Annotated in this window: 18 protein-coding genes; 12 read left to right on the plus strand and 6 right to left on the minus strand. The window is 71.6% G+C overall.

Going from position 1 to position 19,232, the window contains the following annotated elements:
* Window positions 1-122: 122 nt before the first annotated feature.
* On the plus strand, window positions 123-1,544 hold the full coding sequence (gene eccD / locus KZ829_RS32145) for a type VII secretion integral membrane protein EccD (RefSeq protein ID WP_220147597.1): 1,422 nt from the start codon (window positions 123-125) through the stop codon (window positions 1,542-1,544).
* A gap of 115 nt (window positions 1,545-1,659) precedes the next feature.
* Here the strand turns inward: eccD and KZ829_RS32150 are convergent, their stop codons facing one another.
* Together KZ829_RS32150 and KZ829_RS43455 are read right to left on the minus strand one after the other, a co-directional pair.
* Window positions 1,660-2,169 carry an inorganic diphosphatase gene (locus KZ829_RS32150; RefSeq protein ID WP_183224342.1) on the minus strand — a complete coding sequence of 170 codons (510 nt, stop codon included), beginning with the start codon at window positions 2,167-2,169 and terminating at the stop codon, window positions 1,660-1,662.
* 1,998 nt (window positions 2,170-4,167) lie between these two features.
* Window positions 4,168-4,572, minus strand: coding sequence for a hypothetical protein (locus KZ829_RS43455; protein ID WP_246636598.1), 405 nt, complete (start codon window positions 4,570-4,572; stop codon window positions 4,168-4,170).
* A 681-nt stretch (window positions 4,573-5,253) separates the two neighbouring features.
* On the opposite strand from KZ829_RS43455, the gene dacB reads away from it, so the two are divergent.
* From dacB to folE, 6 genes are all read left to right on the plus strand, one after another.
* Window positions 5,254-6,687: a D-alanyl-D-alanine carboxypeptidase/D-alanyl-D-alanine endopeptidase gene (gene dacB / locus KZ829_RS43460; RefSeq protein WP_246636599.1), complete on the plus strand. Its 1,434-nt coding sequence runs from the start codon at window positions 5,254-5,256 to the stop codon at window positions 6,685-6,687.
* A gap of 52 nt (window positions 6,688-6,739) precedes the next feature.
* On the plus strand, window positions 6,740-7,780 hold the full coding sequence (locus tag KZ829_RS32160; protein ID WP_183224346.1) for an Rv3626c family coenzyme F420 biosynthesis-associated protein: 1,041 nt from the start codon (window positions 6,740-6,742) through the stop codon (window positions 7,778-7,780).
* Window position 7,781: 1 nt separating this feature from the next.
* Window positions 7,782-8,756, plus strand: coding sequence for a tRNA lysidine(34) synthetase TilS (gene tilS, locus KZ829_RS32165; RefSeq protein ID WP_220147599.1), 975 nt, complete (start codon window positions 7,782-7,784; stop codon window positions 8,754-8,756).
* A 64-nt stretch (window positions 8,757-8,820) separates the two neighbouring features.
* Window positions 8,821-9,396: a hypoxanthine phosphoribosyltransferase gene (gene hpt, locus KZ829_RS32170; RefSeq protein ID WP_220147600.1), complete on the plus strand. Its 576-nt coding sequence runs from the start codon at window positions 8,821-8,823 to the stop codon at window positions 9,394-9,396.
* A 252-nt stretch (window positions 9,397-9,648) separates the two neighbouring features.
* Entirely contained in the window at window positions 9,649-11,664 is a 2,016-nt protein-coding gene (ftsH, locus tag KZ829_RS32175; RefSeq protein WP_220147601.1) for an ATP-dependent zinc metalloprotease FtsH, read from the plus strand.
* Entirely contained in the window at window positions 11,664-12,308 is a 645-nt protein-coding gene (folE, locus tag KZ829_RS32180; RefSeq protein ID WP_220147628.1) for a GTP cyclohydrolase I FolE, read from the plus strand. Before ftsH ends, folE begins: the two co-directional genes overlap by 1 nt.
* Here folE and KZ829_RS32185 read toward each other — a convergent pair.
* From KZ829_RS32185 to KZ829_RS32195, 3 genes are read right to left on the minus strand one after another with little or no spacing between them, the layout of a single operon-like run.
* Complete coding sequence (locus tag KZ829_RS32185; protein ID WP_220147602.1) at window positions 12,301-12,561, minus strand: hypothetical protein; 261 nt, start codon at window positions 12,559-12,561, stop codon at window positions 12,301-12,303. The two genes, folE and KZ829_RS32185, sit on opposite strands and share 8 nt — an antisense overlap.
* A gap of 3 nt (window positions 12,562-12,564) precedes the next feature.
* Window positions 12,565-13,248, minus strand: a complete 684-nt coding sequence (locus KZ829_RS32190) for a hypothetical protein (protein WP_220147603.1) — start codon at window positions 13,246-13,248, stop codon at window positions 12,565-12,567.
* Window positions 13,245-15,833, minus strand: a complete 2,589-nt coding sequence (locus KZ829_RS32195) for an FtsK/SpoIIIE domain-containing protein (protein ID WP_220147604.1) — start codon at window positions 15,831-15,833, stop codon at window positions 13,245-13,247. Before KZ829_RS32195 ends, KZ829_RS32190 begins: the two co-directional genes overlap by 4 nt.
* Before the next feature lie 203 nt (window positions 15,834-16,036).
* Here KZ829_RS32195 and KZ829_RS32200 point away from each other — a divergent pair, with 203 nt between their 5' ends.
* From KZ829_RS32200 to KZ829_RS32220, 5 genes are read left to right on the plus strand one after another with little or no spacing between them, the layout of a single operon-like run.
* The gene (locus KZ829_RS32200) at window positions 16,037-16,396 is read left to right on the plus strand and encodes a YbaB/EbfC family nucleoid-associated protein (protein WP_220147605.1); all 360 of its coding nucleotides are present in this window, start codon (window positions 16,037-16,039) and stop codon (window positions 16,394-16,396) included.
* Between the two features lie 49 nt (window positions 16,397-16,445).
* Window positions 16,446-16,760, plus strand: coding sequence for a hypothetical protein (locus tag KZ829_RS32205; RefSeq protein ID WP_220147606.1), 315 nt, complete (start codon window positions 16,446-16,448; stop codon window positions 16,758-16,760).
* Window positions 16,757-17,749, plus strand: a complete 993-nt coding sequence (locus KZ829_RS32210) for a WXG100-like domain-containing protein (RefSeq protein ID WP_220147607.1) — start codon at window positions 16,757-16,759, stop codon at window positions 17,747-17,749. The genes KZ829_RS32205 and KZ829_RS32210 overlap by 4 nt, the downstream gene beginning before the upstream one ends.
* 14 nt (window positions 17,750-17,763) lie before the next feature.
* The gene (locus KZ829_RS32215; RefSeq protein WP_220147608.1) at window positions 17,764-18,048 is read left to right on the plus strand and encodes a hypothetical protein; all 285 of its coding nucleotides are present in this window, start codon (window positions 17,764-17,766) and stop codon (window positions 18,046-18,048) included.
* Window positions 18,049-18,085: 37 nt separating this feature from the next.
* Entirely contained in the window at window positions 18,086-18,637 is a 552-nt protein-coding gene (locus KZ829_RS32220) for a hypothetical protein (RefSeq protein WP_220147609.1), read from the plus strand.
* A gap of 2 nt (window positions 18,638-18,639) precedes the next feature.
* On the opposite strand, the gene KZ829_RS32225 is transcribed toward KZ829_RS32220, so the two are convergent.
* The gene (locus KZ829_RS32225; protein ID WP_246636600.1) at window positions 18,640-19,227 is read right to left on the minus strand and encodes a hypothetical protein; all 588 of its coding nucleotides are present in this window, start codon (window positions 19,225-19,227) and stop codon (window positions 18,640-18,642) included.
* Window positions 19,228-19,232 lie beyond the last annotated feature (5 nt).

Genomic DNA, 19,232 nt, shown 5'->3' on the forward strand with positions numbered 1-19,232 from the left:
CCCCTCGACCGGTGACCAGCCCCGGCCATCTCGGGACTTCACGACCGGCCCATGCTAGGTAAAGTTCCGTCGATCCCGCAGCCTCGACCTCGGTTGCTGTGGACGAACGGAAGGAATTCCTGGTGAGCGTCGGTCTTGCCCGTGTGACGATCAGCGCACCGCACCGTCGGGTCGACGTGGCGCTCCCCGAGCAGGTCCCGCTGGCCGAGTTGCTGCCCGAGGTGCTCCGGCACGCCGGCGAGGGCCTCGCCGACGAGGGCGAGAAGCATGGCGGGTGGGTGCTCCGGCGAGGCGACGGTGTCGCGCTCGCCACAGCTCAGGGCCTCCACCCCCAGGGCGTACGCGACGGCGAGGTGCTGCATCTCGTCCCGGCCGGGGACGAGTGGCCGGAGCTGGAGTACGACGACGTCGTCGAGGCCATCGCCGAGGGCGCCCGCCGCCGGGGCGGTGTCTGGACGCCGGCCGCCACCCGGACAGCGACCCTGGCGGCGGCCGCCGTCCCGCTCGCGCTCGGCCTGCCCGCCCTGCTGCTCAGTGGGCCGGACGGGCAACTCGCCGGGATCGCCGGGCTCGGCGTGGCACTGCTGCTGGCGTTCACCGGCACCATCGCGTCCCGGGCGTACGGCGACGGCCGGGCCGGGGTCGCCCTCGGTGGGTACGCGCTGCCGTACGCCTTCGCCGGCGGCGCGATCCTGATCACCTCCGGCGACGGTGGCGGCGTGTTCACACCGCTGCCCTGGCTGGGCGGACCGGAACTGCTCGCCGGATCGGTCGCCATCCTGCTGGTGTCGGCGCTGGCCGGGGCCGGTGTGGCGGCCGGGGCACGGTTCTTCACGGCCGGCGTGACGGTCGGCCTGCTGGGCGCGCTCACCGCCGCCACCGGGCTGTTCACCGACGCGGCCGGCGGAGCCGCGGTGCTGATCTCGGTGCTGGTCTGCGGGATCGGGGTGCTGCCGCTGCTCGCCGTACGGTTCGGGAGGGCCCCGCTGCCGCCGGTCAGCCTGCCGCCCGGCGTCGAGTCGGCGGTCCCGGACGGGCAGTCCCGCCCCGGTGCCGACACGGTCCGTCAGCGACCGCAGCGGGCGGCCGTGTTCGCGGCGGTCGAGCGTACCGATGAACTGCTCGCCGGAATGCTCCTCGGCCATGCCGTCCTGGCGGCCGGCGCCTACGCCGTGCTCGCCACCGCTGGCACCCTCTCCGCACGCATCCTGCTCGCGGTCAGCGCGGCCGCGCTGCTGCTGCGTTCGCGCCTCTTCGTCACCTGGCGGCACCGGGTGCCGGTGCTGGTCGCCGGCCTCGCCGGTGGCGCCGCACTCGGTGCCGACCTGCTCACCGGCGCCGGCGACGCCCTGCCCGCGGTGATCGCGGGAGCCGTCCTGGTCGCGCTGATCACGGTGGGGGCCGGAGCCCGGTACGCGAGCCGCCCGCCGTCGCCCTACCTGGGCCGTGCCGCCGACTGGCTGGACGCCCTCACGGTGGTCTCGGTGATCCCGGTGGCCTGCGCGGTGACCGGTCTCTACGGCGCGGTGTCCGGCCTGGCCTGACGCCCGTGTGAGCTATCTCTCCCGGGTCCGCCGGCTGGGACACCCCGTAACACGACCGCACCTGGGGGCGGGCCCCACAGGTGCGGTCGGTCAGCGGTCTCGCGGGAGCGATCGATCAGTGCTCGCCTTCGCCCTCGGCGGCCTCGGCGGCCTCGGCGCGCTTGAAGGAGGCCCGGATCTCCGCCTCCGCCTCGATCCGGCCGGTCCAGGTCGCGCCCTCGACCGACTTGCCCGGCTCCAGGTCCTTGTAGACCGTGAAGAAGTGCTGGATCTCCATCCGGTCGAACTCGCCCAGGTGGTGGATGTCGCGCAGGTGCTCCTGACGCGGGTCCTCGTAGGGAACGCAGAGCACCTTGTCGTCGCGGCCGTGCTCGTCGGTCATCCGGTACATGCCGATCGCGCGTGCCCGGACCAGGCAACCGGGGAAGGTCGGCTCCTGGATCAGCACCAGCGCGTCCAGCGGGTCACCGTCCTGCCCGAGGGTGCCCTCGATGTAGCCGTAGTCCGCGGGATACTGTGTCGCGGTGAAGAGGGTCCGGTCCAACCGGATACGTCCGGTCTTGTGGTCCACCTCGTACTTGTTGCGCTGCCCCTTGGGGATCTCAACCAGAACGTCGAAATCCATTATTCGCTCCCCTTTTGCTTGCCCGCTTGAATAGACCGGGCCGCCGGGCAGGGAAGCGGGGGTTGGATGCAGGGCCCGCAGGATCCGCGCGCGACGGTGTGCCGGATGTCGCTAGTCTCCCCTAAGTCTGACGCCACGGGTGAGGAGGGGCGTGTGACGAGGCAAGATTCACATGACGGTCCGGAGGGCCGCGGCGTGTCAGATCCGCAGCCCGGCCCCGAAGAGGGTATTGGATTCGCCGGTCCGCCCGGTGCATCTCCGGCATATCCGGATAAATCGGGTGTGACCGATCCCTCAGCCGCTCCTGGGGCTCCCTCGGCCGGCCGTGCCGTCGTCCCGCCCGTGGACCCGGGCGCCCGGGTGCCGTTCCCCTGGCAACAGGAGAACGCGTCCCTCCCGGGTTCCCCGTCGTCCGTGCCGGCTCCGGGTCAGGCTTCCCTGCCGTCCGTGCCGATTCCGGGCCGGGTTTCCCCACCGTCTGCGCCGGCTCCCGGCCGGGCGAGCATTCCGCAAGCACCGGCCGGCGACCCTCCGCCCGCCGGACCGGCACCCACCTCCGGGAGCGCATCGATTCCCAAGGCATCCGCGCCCGGCGAGGATTCCGGCCGGTCACCCGCAAACCCACACCCATCTGGTACGGCCGGACGGCCGGCCACACCACAGGGACCCACCGCCGGCCGGGCTCCGGACATGGGTCACCCCTCCACGCCTGGTCAGGTGCCTACGTCCGCGCAGGCCCATACGTTCGGCCACGCTTCCACGCCTGGTCAGCCGTCCACGCCTGGTCAGCCGTCCACGCCTGGTCAGCCGTCCGTGCCTGACCAGTCTTCCGCGCCTGGTCAGCCGTCCGCGCCTGACCAGTCTTCCGCGCCTGGACAGCCGATCTCCCCTGGCCATCCGTCTGTGGCTGGTCGGTCTTCCGCGCCCGGTCAGCCGCTCGCGTCCGGTCACTCGCCTGTGGCGGGGCCGGCGCCCACATCTGGGCAGACCCATGCGCCTGGTCAGCATTTTGCGCCCGGACAGGCGCCGGCGACAGGCACAGCCTCCACGGCCGGTTCGGGAGGTGGGGCGCAGGGGGCATCCAGCGCCGGAGAGGTTGCTGGTCCACCGGCCTCGATGGCCGACCTCACCGCCTTCCTTCCCGGGGCCGCGTCCGGCCGAATACCCGAGTCGCCCGCGCCTGGGCCGGGAATCGTGCCGCAGCCGCCGTCCTCAGGGGCGGCCCGGTCCGCACAGGCGTCGCCCTCGGGCCCGGCGGTCGGCCCGCAGATGCCTTCGGCCGCGCCGGCAGGTGCCGTGCAGATGCCTTCGGCCGCACAGACGGGGCAGGCCGGGCCGGGAAGTGTTCCGAGGCCCGAGGCCGCGCCGTCCGGATCGATGGCACCGAACTTCTTCACCGGGGCGCAACCCGGTCATCCGAGCGTTCCTCCGGCCGCCGTGCCGGGGCAGGCGCCTTCCGCGGCACCGGAATCCGGGCCGACCGCGCCGGGTGGCCGTGATGAAGCCGCGGCGCCGGGTGGGCGACTTCCCACGGCGCCTTCCGGCGAGTACCCGCCCAGCGGCCCGGGACCGACCGGGAACTGGCCGGGCCACCGCCCCGACCAGGCCGTGGATCGGCCGGGCCAGGGTTCGGCGGCGCAGCCCCAGGCAGAGGCGGAACACGGCGCCACCCCTCAGGCCGGCTCGACGCCTCAGTCCGGCTCGACCCCTCAGGTCGCCTCGATCCCTCAGTCCGGCGCCACCCCTCAGATCGGCTCGACGCCGGAGCGACCCGACCGTGCCGCGGTTCCTCAGAGCGGGGGCCCGGGTCAGCCCGGGGAGCCGGCCGTGCGCGGTGCCTGGGCGGCTGGGCCGCCCGTGCACGGTGGTCCGGCCGGCCGCGCTTCGGATGATGCGCAAACCGCAAATCCGGACCACGGGGGCGTTCCGAACCGGCCGACCGATCTCGGGCAGTCCGGGGCGCCGAGGCGCCCTGCTGATCTGAGTCAGGTCGCCGGATCAGGCCGTCCTGGGAGCGGGCAGCCCGGCACTCATGGACGTTCCACCGGCTCCGCTCAGGTCGGTGCTCCGGCCCAGCCTGCCGATCCGCGTCAGGTCGGTGCTCCGGGTCTGCCTGCCGATCCGCGTCAGGTCGGTGCTCCGGGTCTGCCTGCCGATCCGCGTCAGGTCGGTGCTCCGGGTCTGCCTGCCGATCCGCGTCAGGTCGGTGCCTCGGGTCAGCCCGCCGATCGTCGTCTGCCTGGCGATCTCCGTCTGCCTGGCGATCCGCGTCAGGTCGGTGACCCGGGTCAGCCCGCCGATCACCGTCAGCCCAGCGATCCCCGGCTGCCTGATGATCTCCGTCTGCCTGGCGATCCGCGTCAGGTCGGCGGCCGGGGTCAGTCTGGCGATCCCCGTCAGCACAGTGGGCAGGGGACGGCCGCGGTGCCGGGTCGATCTGAGGTCGGTCACACCCCTGTGCCGGGCTGGTCCGGAGCCGGTCAAGCCGCTGTGCCCGGCCGGCCGAGCGACGGGCAAGGCGCGGACCCGGGGAAGGCCGCCGACTTCGGGCGGGCACTCGATCCGGACAAGACCGCTGATTTCGGGCGAGCGTTCGAACCGGCAAAGCCATCCGATCCAGGGAGGGCGCCCGGCTCCGGTGTCGCCGCCGCTCCGGGCCAGGAGAACGACCCGGGACGTACCGCCAACCTGGGGCAGATCGTGAGCCGGGCCCCGGTTTCGGGCCGTTCCGTGGATCCGGACCGGACCGCGAGCCTCGGGTTGCCCGCCGGCGGACTCGCACCCGCGCCGGGCGCACCCGGCGTGACCTCGCCCCGGGCCGGTGGACCCGCGGCCGGCGGATCCTGGGCCGATGGGCCGGGGCTTGGTGGGCCGGGTCTTGGTGGGCCGGGACGCGGTGGCGGGGAGAGCGGCCCGGGAGATCCGGGCGGCTACGGGCGCGCCTCCGTGCCGTTGAACACCGCCTCGGTGGGTAACCCGCTGCGTGGAGCGCAAGCCGCACATCAGCCCGGCGCGGGCGTTACGGCCGGGACCGGCGACGGCGTCGCTCCGGGCGAGGCGGTTCCCCGGAAGTCCCGTACAAAAATGGTGTCCGCTCTTGTGATCTTGACGCTGTTGGCGGGGGCGGCGGCAGTGGGTCTCGTGGTGCGGCCCGGGCCGGTCGACGAATGGCTCGGCGGGGAACCGACCGCCGCGCCCACGACGGCGCCCCCCACCCCGGAGCCGACGCCGACGCCGGTGTTGCTGGCCGCCGAGGCGGACGGCGCCGCACCGGACCCGGCGGCCGTCAAGGCGGCGCTGGATCCGCTGGTCAACGCGGCGGCGCTGGGTTCCACCGTGCACGTCCAGGTGGTCGACGCGGCGAGCGGGACGGTGCTGTACGAGCGGAACGCCGACAAGATGACCACCCCGGCCTCGACGACGAAGGTGCTGACCGCGGCGACCGTGCTGGCCGCGCGCGGGCCGGCGCACCGGCTGGAGACCCGCGTGGTGGCCGGGGAGCGGCCCGGCGAGGTGGTGATCATCGGTGGCGGTGACCCGACGCTGGCGGTCGAGGAGGACGACAAGGACCTCTTCCCGGGGGCGGCCCGCCTGGACGATCTGGCGGCGCAAGTGAAGAAGGCGCTCGGCGGTACGAAGCCGACCCGGGTGACGGTGGACACCTCCCTGTTCACCGGGCCGGAGACGGCGAACGGCTGGGGCAGCGGGGACATCGCGGACGGGCAGGTCGCCCGGATCCAGCCGCTGATGGTCAACGCGGGGCGGATCGAGCCGGTGCACAACGAGTACGGCGGGGATCCGCGGCACTCGGATCCGGCGCTGGCGGCCGGCAAACTGTTCGCCAAGATGATCGGCGTCCCCGCGTCGGCGGTGTCGAAGGGTACGGCGCCGGAGACGGCGGCCGTCGACCCGTCGGCGTCGGCGGCGGCCTCCGCGACGATCGCCCCGGGTGACGAGCTGGGTAGGGTCGAGTCGCCGCCGATGGTGCAGATCGTCGACTGGATGTTGCAGCAGAGCGACAACGTGGTGGCCGAGGCGCTGGGCCGGCAGGTCGCGCTGGCGGCCGGTGAGGAGCCGAGCTTCAAGGGTGCGGCCACCGCGATGACGGACCAGCTGACGGAGTTGGGCCTGCCCGCCGAACTGGCCGTCCTCAATGACGCGAGCGGCCTGTCCAACCGCAACACCATCGCCCCGGAACTGCTGGTCAAGACCCTGGCGCTGGCCGCCGGCACGGATCAGCCGGCGCTCAGCAACATCTTCAACGGTCTGCCGGTGGCCGGCTGGTCCGGCACTCTGGAGACGCGGTTCGCCACGCCGAGCGCCAACGAGACCGCGCAGGGCATCGTCCGGGCCAAGACCGGGTCGCTGAGCGGGGTGAACACCCTGGCCGGGGTGCTGGTCACCCGGGAGCGGCGGCCGCTGGTCTTCGCGATCATGGCGAAGGGCGGGGCGAACGCGATCACGGCCCGGGCCGCGCTGGACGACATCGCCGCCCGGTTGGTCGCCTGCGGCTGCTGATCCGGGGTTTCACCGGAGTGCGCTGTGGAGCCGCGCGGGTACGGTGGGCTGCATGGCGCAGTTCGTTGACTGGGATCTGGCCGCCGCGACCGCGGGCGCGCTGTCGAAGACCGGCCCCGCGGTCTCCTTCGAGGAGGCCACCCAGGTGGTGTCCGAGCTGCGGACCCTGACCGACGAGGCGGCCGTGCACGTGGCGGCCTACACCGGTCTGATCGCGCAGACCGACGTGCCGCCGGTCCGTGTGGTGGACCGGCGGGACTGGGCCCGGGTGAACATCACCGGTCTCCAGAAGGTCATCGGCCCGCTGGTCAGCCGGTTGTCCGGGGACCGGGAGCCGAGCCCGTTCGCCGACGCGATCGGTTCCCGGGTGACCGGCGTGCAGGCCGGCACGGTGCTGGCCTATCTCTCCGGCCGCGTCCTCGGGCAGTACGAGGTGTTCTCCGGCGAGCCCGGCCAGCTGCTGCTCAACGCGCCGAACATCGTCGAGGTGGAGCGCAAGATCGGCGCCGACCCGCGGGACTTCCGGCTCTGGGTCTGCCTGCACGAGGTCACCCACCGCACCCAGTTCACCGCGGTGCCGTGGATGCGCGGCTACTTCCTCGGCGAGGTGCAGGCGTTCGTCGACGCGTCGCAGGGCAGCGAGCACATCCTGGAGCGGCTGCGCCGGGGCGTGGCGACCCTGTCCGAGGCGCTGCGCGACGAGGAGAGCCGGGTCTCGATGCTGGACGTCGTCCAGACTCCCGCCCAGCGGGCCGTGCTGGATCGGCTGACCGCGCTGATGACGCTGCTGGAGGGGCACGCCGAGTTCGTCATGGACGGCGTCGGCCCCGAGGTGATCCCGACGGTCGAGTCGATCCGGGCGAAGTTCAACCGCCGCCGGGAGAGCGGCAACCCGCTGGAGAAGGCGGTGCGCCGGGTCCTCGGCATCGAGGTCAAGATGCGGCAGTACGCGGAGGGCCGCAAGTTCGTGCACGGTGTCGTCGAGCGGGTCGGCATGGACGGCTTCAACCGGATCTTCGAGTCCCCGCTCACGCTGCCCCGCCTGGAGGAGCTGGGCGACCCGGACGCCTGGGTCACCCGGGTGCACGGCTGACATGGCCCGGATCCCGCCGCCGGTGGCGGCCGTCCGCACCGCCGTGCGCCGTGGGCTGGCCGACCTGCCGGGTGACGCGCTGGTCCTGGTGGCCTGCTCGGGCGGGGCGGATTCGCTGGCGCTGGCGTCGGCGGCCCAGTTCGTGGGCCGTCGGGTGGGCCTGGTCACGGTCGATCACGGCTTGCAGGAGGGCTCCGACCGGCGGGCCCGGTCGGTGGCCGCCTGGGCGCGGGACGCCGGCTTCGACCCGGTGCGGATCGCCACGGTCTCGGTGGCCGGCCTGCCCGGCGGCCCGGAGGCGGCCGCCCGCACCGCGCGGTACGAGGCGCTGACCACCGCCGCCGCCGACCTGGGCGCGGCCGCCGTGCTGCTCGGTCACACCCGCGACGACCAGGCCGAGACGGTGCTGCTGGCGCTGGCCCGCGGGGCCGGCCCTCGTGGGCTGTCCGGGATGCCCGGCCGGCGCGGGATCTTCCGGCGCCCGCTGCTGGACGTGGCCCGGGCGGACACCCGCAAGGCCTGCGCCGCCCTGGGTCTGGCCCCGTGGGAGGACCCGCACAACACCGACCCGGCGTACGCCCGGTCCCGGGTGCGGTCCGCGGTGCTGCCGGTGCTGGTCGACGCGCTGGGCCCGGGCGTGCTGGGCAACCTCGCGCGAACCGCGTCCCTGGTGGCGGCGGACAACGAGGCGCTGGACGAGCTCGCCGGTCTCGCCCTGGAGTCGGCCCGGTCGCCGAGAGGGCTGTCGGTGCGGGCGCTCACCGGTCAGAGAGCGGCGATCCGGGGGCGGGTGCTGCACCGCTGGGCGCGGGAGCTGGGGGCGCCGGGTGCGGCGCTGGGGTTCGGGCACGTGGTCGCCATGGACGCTCTGGTGACCGATTGGCACGGTCAGGGAGCGGTGCATCTGCCCGCCGGGATAGGTGTGGCTCGCCACATGGACGACCTCGTACGGGTGGTTCCGTCCTATATCAAGTGAGGCGTCCCGTTCGGAAAGTGGCCCCGTTGGCCGAACGGTAACTTCCATACGGCAGGCTAGGCCCATGGCTGATGGCTCTTGGTACGACGCCGACATCGACCACGTGATCATCTCGGAGCAACAGATCCGGGAGAAGATCGACGAACTTGCCAAGCAGGTGTCGGTGGACCACACCGACGCCGACGGTGGCATCCTCCTGGTCTGTGTGCTGAAGGGTGCGGTCATGTTCATGGCCGATTTCGCCCGCGCGCTGGGGAAGCACGGTCCGTCGACCGAGATGGAGTTCATGGCCGTCTCGTCGTACGGGCAGGGCACCACCTCCTCGGGCGTGGTGCGCATCCTCAAGGACCTGGACCGGGACATCACCGGCCGGCACGTGCTCGTCGTCGAGGACATCGTGGACTCCGGTCTGACCCTCTCCTGGCTCATGAAGTACCTGGAGTCGCGGCAGCCGGCCAGCGTCGAGGTGGTGGCTCTGTTCCGCAAGCCGGACGCGGTCAAGGTGCAGGTTCCGGTGCGGTATGTGGGCTTCGACATCCCCAGCGAGTTCGTCGTGGGGTATGGGCTGGACTTCTCCGAGCGCTACCGGGAGCTGCCGTACGTCGGGGTTTTGAAGCCCGAGGTGTACGCCCGTAGCTGAACCGCTTTCTCAGCGTGTTCTCAGTATTGGTCGTTATGGGCGGTTTTGCACCTGAACCGCCCTGACTTCCCCACCGATACCCGTTCTTCGCGCTACCGCCTCACGGGTTCGTCGGCGGCACCTACGGTGTACGGTCGAGTGACCAATGGCGTAGTCGTCACAAGCGCCGGAGGGGCCGCCCACCACGCGGCGACGTTGAGGTGACCAGGACGCCGATCAGGAGGGTCCGGGCGCTTGGCGCCCGACAACAGTATGGAACGTACGCGTTTCTTCCGCCGCCCGGTGGTCTGGATCATTCTGGTGATCATCGGCGTAGTGGCGCTGAGCTCTTTCTTCACCAGTGGTCCGAGCTACCAGAGGGTAGACACTTCGGTCGCTCTCGACCGTCTCAACCAGCCCGGGATCAAGAAGGTCGTCCAGAAGGACAAGGAGCAGACGCTCCAGATCGATCTCGAAAAGGCCGAGACGTTCAACAACAAGTCGACCGACAAGATCGAGACCCAGTATCCGTACGAGCTCACCGACGAGATCTGGAACCAGGTCGACCAGGCGAAGGACCAGAACCGGATCTCCGGCACGGTCAACGCCACGGTCTCCGGTGACAACATTCTCCTCAGCATTCTGATCAACCTGCTGCCGATCGCGATCCTCGTGGTCCTGCTGCTGCTCTTCATGTCGCAGATGCAGGGCGGCGGCTCGCGGGTGCTCAACTTCGGCAAGTCCAAGGCGAAGATGATCACCAAGGACACGCCGAAGACCACGTTCGCCGACGTGGCCGGTGCTGACGAGGCGGTCGAGGAGCTCCAGGAGATCAAGGACTTCCTCCAGAACCCGACGAAGTACCAGGCCCTCGGCGCCAAGATCCCGAAGGGTGTGCTGCTGTTCGGCTCCCCGGGTACGGGTAAGACGCTGCTGGCCCGGGCCGTCGCGGGCGAGGCCGGAGTGCCGTTCTACTCCATCTCCGGCTCGGACTTCGTGGAGATGTTCGTCGGTGTCGGCGCCAGCCGGGTCCGTGACCTCTTCGAGCAGGCCAAGTCGAACGCTCCGGCGATCGTCTTCGTCGACGAGATCGACGCCGTCGGCCGGCACCGTGGCGCCGGCATGGGCGGTGGCCACGACGAGCGCGAGCAGACCCTCAACCAGCTGCTGGTCGAGATGGACGGCTTCGACACCAAGGGCGGCGTCATCCTGATCGCCGCGACCAACCGCCCGGACATCCTGGACCCGGCCCTGCTGCGTCCCGGCCGTTTCGACCGGCAGATCCCGGTCGACAACCCGGACATGGAGGGTCGCAAGGCGATCCTGCGGGTGCACGCCAAGGGCAAGCCGTTCACGCCGGACGTCGACCTCGACTCGGTGGCCCGCCGCACGCCCGGCTTCTCCGGCGCCGACCTGGCCAACGTGATCAACGAGGCCGCGCTGCTGACCGCCCGGCACGACAAGCGGGCGATCAGCAACGACTACCTCGAAGAGGCGATCGACCGGGTCATCGCCGGCCCCGAGCGCCGCACCCGGGCGATGAGCGACAAGGAAAAGAAGATCACCGCGTACCACGAGGGCGGGCACGCGCTGGTTGCCTACGCTCTGCCGCACTCGGCCCCGGTGCACAAGGTGACGATCCTGCCGCGTGGCCGCTCGCTGGGTCACACGCTGGTCCTGCCGACCGAGGACAAGTACACGCAGACCCGTGCCGAGATGATCGACACCCTGGCGTACGCGCTGGGCGGCCGGGCCGCCGAGGAACTCGTCTTCCACGAGCCCACCACCGGCGCCGGCAACGACATCGAGAAGGCCACCAACCTGGCCAAGGCCATGGTCACCCAGTACGGCATGAGCTCCAAGCTGGGCGCCGTCAAGTACGGCACCACCGGCGACGAGCCGTTCATGGGCCGCAGCATGGGGCACGAGAAGGCGTACTCGGACGCGGTCGCCGCCGACATCGACGGCGAGGTCCGGGCCCTGATCGAGCTGGCCCACGACGAGGCCTGGGAGATCCTGGTCGAATACCGCGACGTGCTCGACAGCATGGTGCTTGAGTTGATGGAGAAGGAGACCATCACTCAGGAGGACATGAACCGGATCTGTGCCCGGGTGGCGAAGCGCCCGCCGATGTCGCCGTTCAACGGCTTCGGCAAGCGCCTGCCCTCCGAGGCGCCGCCGGTGCTCACCCCCGCCGAGCGGGAGAAGCTGAAGGCGCAGGCCGAGGCGGACGGGCAGATCGCGGTCGGCCAGAACCCGAACGCGAACGGTGCGGAAGGCAGCAACTAATCAGCACGCGAGACGAACTCGACTATCTCGCCGCCCGCCTGGTCGACGGCAAGCTCACCGGTACCCCGGTGGAGCAGGCCGTCGACCTCGGGCGGATCGAGAAGGCGGTCCGGGAGATCCTCATCGCCGTCGGTGAGGACCCGGACCGTGACGGTCTCCAGCGCACCCCGGCCCGGGTCGCCCGGGCCTATGCGGAGCTGTTCGCCGGGCTGCGGGTCGACCCGGCGACCGTGCTCACCACCAGCTTCGAGGCGGACCACGAGGAACTCGTCCTGGTCCGCGACATCGAGCTGCAGAGCATGTGCGAGCACCATCTGCTGCCGTTCAAGGGCGTAGCGCACATCGGCTACATCCCCGGCATCGACGGGCGCATCACCGGCCTGTCGAAACTGGCCCGCCTCGTCGAGGTGTTCGCCCGCCGCCCACAGGTGCAGGAGCGCCTCACGTCGCAGATAGCCGACCTGCTGATGACGCAGCTCGGCGCCCGCGGCGCGATAGTCGTCCTGGAGTGCGAGCACCTCTGCATGGAGATGCGCGGCATCCGCAAGGCCGGCGCCCGGACCGTCACCTCGGCCGTGCGCGGCGGCTTCCAGACCGACGGCAAGGTGCGGGCCGAGGCGATGGCCCTGATCAACGCTAGATGACGTTGCGGTACTGATCGGCCGAGTCGATCGCCGCATGCGTGAGCTGAGCCGCCTCGTCCAACCGGGTCCGGGCCTGCTCCAGATGCGCGATCGCGGCCGCGGCGGCCGGATGGAACGAACCGACCGCGGTCAACCGCATCCGGGCCAGCGCCTCGTCCAGCTGATCGGCCACGGCCCGGATGCCGCCGACCGCCTGCCGGGCGCCGTCCACCGTGGCCGCCACGTTGACCTTGACTTCCTCGACGTTCGCCATGCCCTAATTGAACAACGCTTCCAGGCCGGTGCCCGCACAGGTGAGCAGCACCGGCGTCAGACAGGCGATGAGCCCGGCCACCGGCGTGCGATCCACCTTCGCCCCCTCACCGCCGTAGACGAACCCGATCGTCGCCCACCCCATGCCGAACGCCAGCAGCGGCATGCTCAGCCCGCACAGCAGCGCGTAGGTCGACGACGAACCCGGCGGGGCGACCAGGAACAGCAGCACCTGCACGACCAGCACAGCGGCCGCGAACGGGCCGTAGATCAGCAGGTTGCGCGCCCACGGCCGGGCCGGCCCGGCCGGAACCGGCCCGATGAAGGCATGATCCGCGGCGTCCGCGGTGACTCGCGCCTCCCGCAGCGCCGTCAGCACGGCGGGCGGTCCACCGGCCACCCGGTCCAGCGCCGCCGCCTGCTCAGCCGGTTGCGGCGTCAGATCCCTCTCCGGTACGCGGAAATCGCGCGCCAGGCGAGCCCGTTGCGGCGCCAGCCGCGCCCGGACCGAGGTCAGCTCCTGCCGTGCGGCCGCCACCGTCGCGGCATGCTCACCCGCCGACGAACTGGCCGCCCGGCGCAGCGCGTCCAGCTCCCGGGCCGCCTCCAGATAGTCCGCCCACGGCCCCGGCGCCGGTGGTCCCGCCTGCACCGGGATCACTCCGTGCTGTTCCGCCTGGTCGGTCACGGCGCGTCACTCTCCGGCGCTACGAAAGGGACCACGGTCACCGTGCGATCGGCATGCCGGTCGTGCAGCAGCGCCCGATTCTCCCGCGGCTGCCAGTCCACCGGGCGGCCCAGCATCAGCGACACGTCCGACTGCGGGACGTTCAGGAACAGCAGACCGGCCACATCCTCCCGGCCCATGCTGCCGCCGGTCTCCTCATTGAACCGGCGCACCCCGCGCCACCAGGACAGCAGATGCACGCCACGGCTCGGGCCCTCCCGCAACAGCCGCCGCAGGCCGGTCAGGCTGCCCGGCGGCGCGGCATCCAGCCCGAACACCACCCGGTAGCCCGGCCGCTCCGGATCCAGCTCGGCGGCCAGCCCGGCGGCGTCCACCACCGTCACCTCCTGCCGGTGCCCGATCTCGGCGGCCAGCTCGGCGGCCAGCTCATCACCCTCGGCCACCATCGAGGCGATCACGAACCGGGTGGTCCGCGGCGGGTGGCAGGCGGCCAGGCTCCGGGCCGCCGCGTCCAGCACCTCGGCCCCGGCCGTCTGCGAGCCCAGGATCGCGAGATGCCGCCCCGGCGACGAGTCCAGCGGGAACGCGGCCGACGACAGCGCAACGTCGATCACCCGGCCGACCAGCGCGGCCGGGCGCGCCACCCGGCCCGCCAGCGCCGCCCGGTACGTCGGATCGTCGGCCAGATGCTGACGCGCGTAACCCGCGAACACCCGCGGCGGCTGGGCCTCCTGGTCGCGGGCACCCCACAACCGGTGCCGCAGATCGCTCAGCAGCCTCTGATCGGCGTGCGGGTCCGGGAACCGGACCACCCGCTCGTGCCCGCGCGTGGCGCCCCGCGGCCCGCCCAGACCACCGGCCGTGTTCACCACCGCGCTGCCCATCGGCAGGCCGGCCGCCGCGTCGTTCGTCGGCTCCAGCACGTCCCCGCCGCCCGGCAGCGCGATCCGCACCGGGAACTGGCCGAAGATCGAGTCGCGTTTCGCGTACAGCGCTTCGACACCGAGCACCGTCTGGCTCGCCAGGACCAGATGGATCCCGTACGACCGGCCCTTGCGGGCCAGCGACTCCAGCAGCGCCACCGCCTCGGCCGCCATCGGGTCGTTGCCGGCCAGCAGCACCTGGAACTCGTCGATCACACACAGGACCCGGGGCAGCGGACCACCCCGGCCCTCCTCGGCGGCGACCGCCCGCAGATCGGCGAACCGCGACACCCCGGCCCGCTTGTAGGCCAGCGACCGGCGGCCCATCTCGGCGTCCAGCTCACGGAGAACGGCCAGGCCGTACTCCCGGTCCGACTCGACACCGACCGCGCGGGCGTGCGGCAGCCACGTCCGGTCCCGCTGGGTCGGGACGAACTCGGCGAACGACACGCCCTCCTTGAAGTCCAGCAGGTACAGCGCCAGCTCGTCCGGGCTGTAGCGGGCGCCCAGCCCGTACAGGACGTTTATCAGAAAGGCGGTCTTGCCGGCGCCGGACCGGCCGCCCAGCATCCAGTGCGGGGTCAGGTCGTTGAACCGCAGCACCAGCGGCACGTCACCGTGATGGCCCACCACGGTCTCCACACCGGCCGCCGCGTCCTGCGACCACAACTCCTCGTCCGGCAGCAGGTCGGAGAGGGCGACCCGGGACGCCTCCGCCGAATCGGCCGCCAGCTCCCGGCAGACCGCGTCGATCAGGCGCGGCGGCGGATCCTCGTCCAGGAACACCGGCGCGTTCAGCCACGTCGCCGCCGGCGCCGACCCGAACGTCCCGCCCGGCGGGTCGCCGACGATCGCATACGGGTTGCGCACCGAGATGGCCGTCGTCCGCGGCAGCGGCGCCTGGGTCGTCTCCGCGGTCAGCGGAGGCGGCGGCCAGCCCGCCACGATCAGATGCAGCCCGGAATCCGGGCCCTGCTGAGCCAGCGCCGCGATCCGCCGCAGCTCCTCGCCCTCGGTCAGCTCCGGCAGACTCGCGATCACCACGAGCAGACTGCGATCCCGCCGCCCCCGCCGGCCGCCGGACCGGGCCGGGCGCAGCCACTTCTCCGCCTCGGACAGCACATCCCGCAGACCCTGCCGATCGGTCGCCGGCGGCGACATCAGGCCCGCGTCGGACAGCTCCTCGAACGGCGCGAACACCGCACCGCCACCGACACCGTCCACCGCGCGGACCAGCAGCGAACCCGGCGGGGCGGCCGCCAGCAGACGCAACAGCAGCGACCGCAGCAGGCCGAACACCCGCGGATCGGTGGCCGTCGCGTCGATCGTCAGATGACCGGTGCCCAGCAGCGGAACCACGGCCGGAAAACGCACGTCGTCGAGCGGCTGCGCCAGCCCCACCCGGACGAACTGCGGTATCCCGTCACCACCGAGCGGCGCGACCGGCGACAACGCATCAAGCGTCGACCCCAGCCAGCCCGGCGCCAACCGCGCCGCCGCCGCCCTGAGCCGGTCGGCCAGACGATGCTGCTCACGCGGGTCGGCGGCGGCCGGAGCGTACGCCTCCAACGCGACAGCGGCCGCGTCCGCCGCCGCCACAGCCTGCCGGTGCAGAGCAGCGGCCTGCCGGACCCGCAGAGTCGAATCAGCCACTGCCGTCACCTCCTGTCCGCGCCATAAAACCTATCCCAGACCCGCCCGGTCACCGCGTTGCGTCCCCGGTGCGACTTTCGTGCCGGACCGGTCGCGACCAGTCCATTCAGGACCGCCATCGAAACGGTCCGTGTCGGCTTGAACCCGAAGCGTGCAACAGCGGTACTCGTACCCACACGATCCACGCGGGACGGCAGCGAGGGGAGGCCGCGGTGGACCACACGCAGAGGCACGGTGAGCACGCCCGATCCACCCACACGGTGGAATCCGGCGACACCGCCGACTACATCGCGTCCGCCGGCACCGGCGCCGACGGCCTGGTCCGCATCGAACTCGACGGCGACGGGCGACTGTGGGACGTCGTACTCGACCCGCAGGTCACCGAACTCACCGTCGACGAACTGCGGACCGCCCTGTTCGACGCGATCACCGAGGCGCAGGCCGGCATGGAGACGCAACACCGGACGGCGTACGAGGACGCCGTCGCCGACGTCAACACCGCGGCCGAACGCCGCTTCGCCGAGATCGCCACGGCCCTGCACGACCTCTCCCGGCGGGCGGCCGGACGATGAGCGGGCCCGGGTTCCCGTGCCGCCACCGGAGTGAAACGGAGACGGCGACATGAGCGAACGAATTCGGCTGGATCCGGAAGCGGTGGCGTCGTCCGGCCGCGCCCTGGCCGGCATCGCGCAGCGGATGGCCGACGATGTCGCCGTCCTCGAGACCACCGTCGCCGGCCCCGGCAACCCGTGGGGCGGCGACGACAGCGGCGGCGTCTTCGCCATCGCCTACCAGGCCGTCCTCGGGCACGCCCTGCAGGCGCTCGGCTCCCACGTCCAGCAGATGGGCGAGGCCGCCCTCACCCTCACCGAACAGGCCCGGGCCGTCGCCGCCACCGACGCCTCAGCCGCGGCCGCGCTGAGGGCCGAATCATGACCATCGAACTGCCCCCGGAACTCACCGAGCCGCTCGAATGGCTCGGCCTCAGCTGGCCGGAAGCCGACGAGGACCGCCTCTACGCCGACGGCATGGCCTGGATCCAGCACGGCACCCGCCTGCGCCTGCACGCCGCCGACGCGGACGCGGCCGCCCGCCGGGTGTGGCTGGAGAACGAGGGCGCCACCGTCGAGGCCTTCGAACAGTGGTGGAACGGCGACGACGGCCCCGGCCGCCACCTCGCCGACTCGGCCACCGCCGTCGAACTGATCGGCGCCGGCCTCATCGCCATGTCCGGTGTCACGGTCGCCCTCAAGACCGCCTACCTGGCCCAGCTCACCCTGCTCGCCTTCCAGGTCGGTCAGGCCATCGCCACCGCCGCCGTCTCGGCCGGCGCCACCCTCGCCGAGATCCCGCTCTTCGTCGCCGCCAGCCGGATCGCCTGCCGCCAGCTCGTCCACAAGGCGCTCCAGGTGGTAGAGGGCGAGATCGCCCACTCGTTCACCCAGGCCGCCGAACTCCTCCGCACGGCCGGCACCAAGGCCGCCGCCCAGCACGCCGGCCAACTCGCCAAGCACTTCGGACAGAACTCCGAATTCCACCGCCTCATGCGCGAGGTCGAACGAGCCGACGTACGCAGCCCCCTCGACGGCGCGAACTTCTACTCCGGGGCGCTCACCGACGGGACGCGAATGCGGACGTACGCCGAGGCCCACACCGACGGCATCACCTCGGTCACCCTGGAGAAGACACCCGGCGGCGCCGACCTCGACAGCCGAGAGCTCTACGAGACCGGCTCCCCGGTCACCAAGGACCACGCCGACAAGATCTGGGGACGGCTCTCCGAGCGGTACGCCGAGAACGCGTCCGGGGCGGTGACTGCCTGGAGTCACAACCCCAGCGAGCACAGTGTCTGGCTCAACCGGGAGCTGCCCGCCTTGCAGAGCAACCCGAAAGTCACCAGCATCGACGTCATAGACCCGGCGTAGATGTGGAGCGGTCGGTGCCAGTGCGGGAATTACGGAACCAGGAGGCCCAGCACGACTCGGGGGCCATCCTGCGCAGTCACGGCCGGGACGCGGTGCAGTTCCAGCTCGCGGACCGGGTGATGACCCTCGCCGTGGAGCGAGGGATCGGTGGAGACGTGTTCTTCCTGCCATCAGCCCTGCGATGGGACGACGGCAGCCCCGTCTCGGACGACGATGCCGCGCTGGTCCGGCCCGTGATCGAAGAGGTCAACGCCTTCTGGGGTTCGGCCGCGGAATTCCGGGAGACGAGCAGGGAGTGACGGTGTCGGCCAGAGTGGACGAACTACTGTCGTATGTATGCAACGCAGTGAGCCTGGCGCCGGTAGGGCCGGATACGAGGGGGACGTCGCGGTGACGCCCCCGGAACGTCCCCGTGCCCGCCTGCAGAGCCGCCGGGCCCGCTTGTGGCTGGCCATGGGCGGCGGCATCATGGCCCTCCTCTGCCTGGGCGGAGTAGGCGCCGTCTTTCTCATCTACAACGACGCCACCGAGATCAACCGTAGCGAGCCGGACATCGTCGCCGACGCCTTCCTGATCGCCTATCTCGTGAACAGAGACGACCAGCAGGCACAGCTCTACACCTGTGACTCCCCGGATCTGCAAGCGATCAAGGGCCTCCGCGATGAGTTCCTGAGGCGAGAGGCCGAATTCAAGGTGACGGTCTCGGTCAGTTGGGGCGCTCTCTATCGGGTGCCAGCCGGCCAAGGCCAGGAGGACGTTAGTACCCAGCTCACGATTTCCAGCGCCGCCAACGGCAAGATGAACAGCAGCAGAAATGAGGAGTGGGAATTCAAGTTGCAGGACCAAGGCGGTTCCTGGCGTGTCTGCGGAGCGGCGAAGCAGGCGTGAGCCTATTCGACCCAGACCAGATGCGCCGGCACCTCTAGCGTGCGGGGTATCTTGCCGCTCCAGCCCCACCTGTACCAGTCGAGTTCCTGAGCCACACGCACGGCGACCGTGCCGTCGTCGCTCACGTGTGTCTCGGTGACGGCGCGCAGGTCACGGCGTTCATCACCACTTTCCAGTACCTGCGTGACCCGGCGCCCGGTAAGCGAATCCGCGTCGACAGCCGCCACCGGTGGGCGCCGTGGCGGCTCATCGAGTGAGACCAGCTGATTCACCTTGGCGCCGGGAATGCTGGTGCCGGCGAATCCCAATTCCTCGACCCACACCCGTTCGACCGGAACCAATGCGGCGAACACTTCCGTCTGTTCCGCCTCGGCCCGGTACCACTCGGCCTCCGGCATCACCGGAACATAGGTTCGGCTGCCCTGTATCACCTTTTCATCGGCCCGCAGATCTCCCCGCCAGCCGTGTCCGGGTAATCCGACGAGCACGCGCCGACCCCGCAATTCACCGGCCATGGTGGCCGGAGTCGGCACGATCGGACGAGGCGATTCCAGTGCCCCTTCCCGGTGCCCGCCGAACGGGTCCGGCATCGTTC

Origin of the sequence: Actinoplanes hulinensis, assembly GCF_019429605.1 — a bacterium.
Lineage (GTDB): Bacteria > Actinomycetota > Actinomycetes > Mycobacteriales > Micromonosporaceae > Actinoplanes > Actinoplanes campanulatus.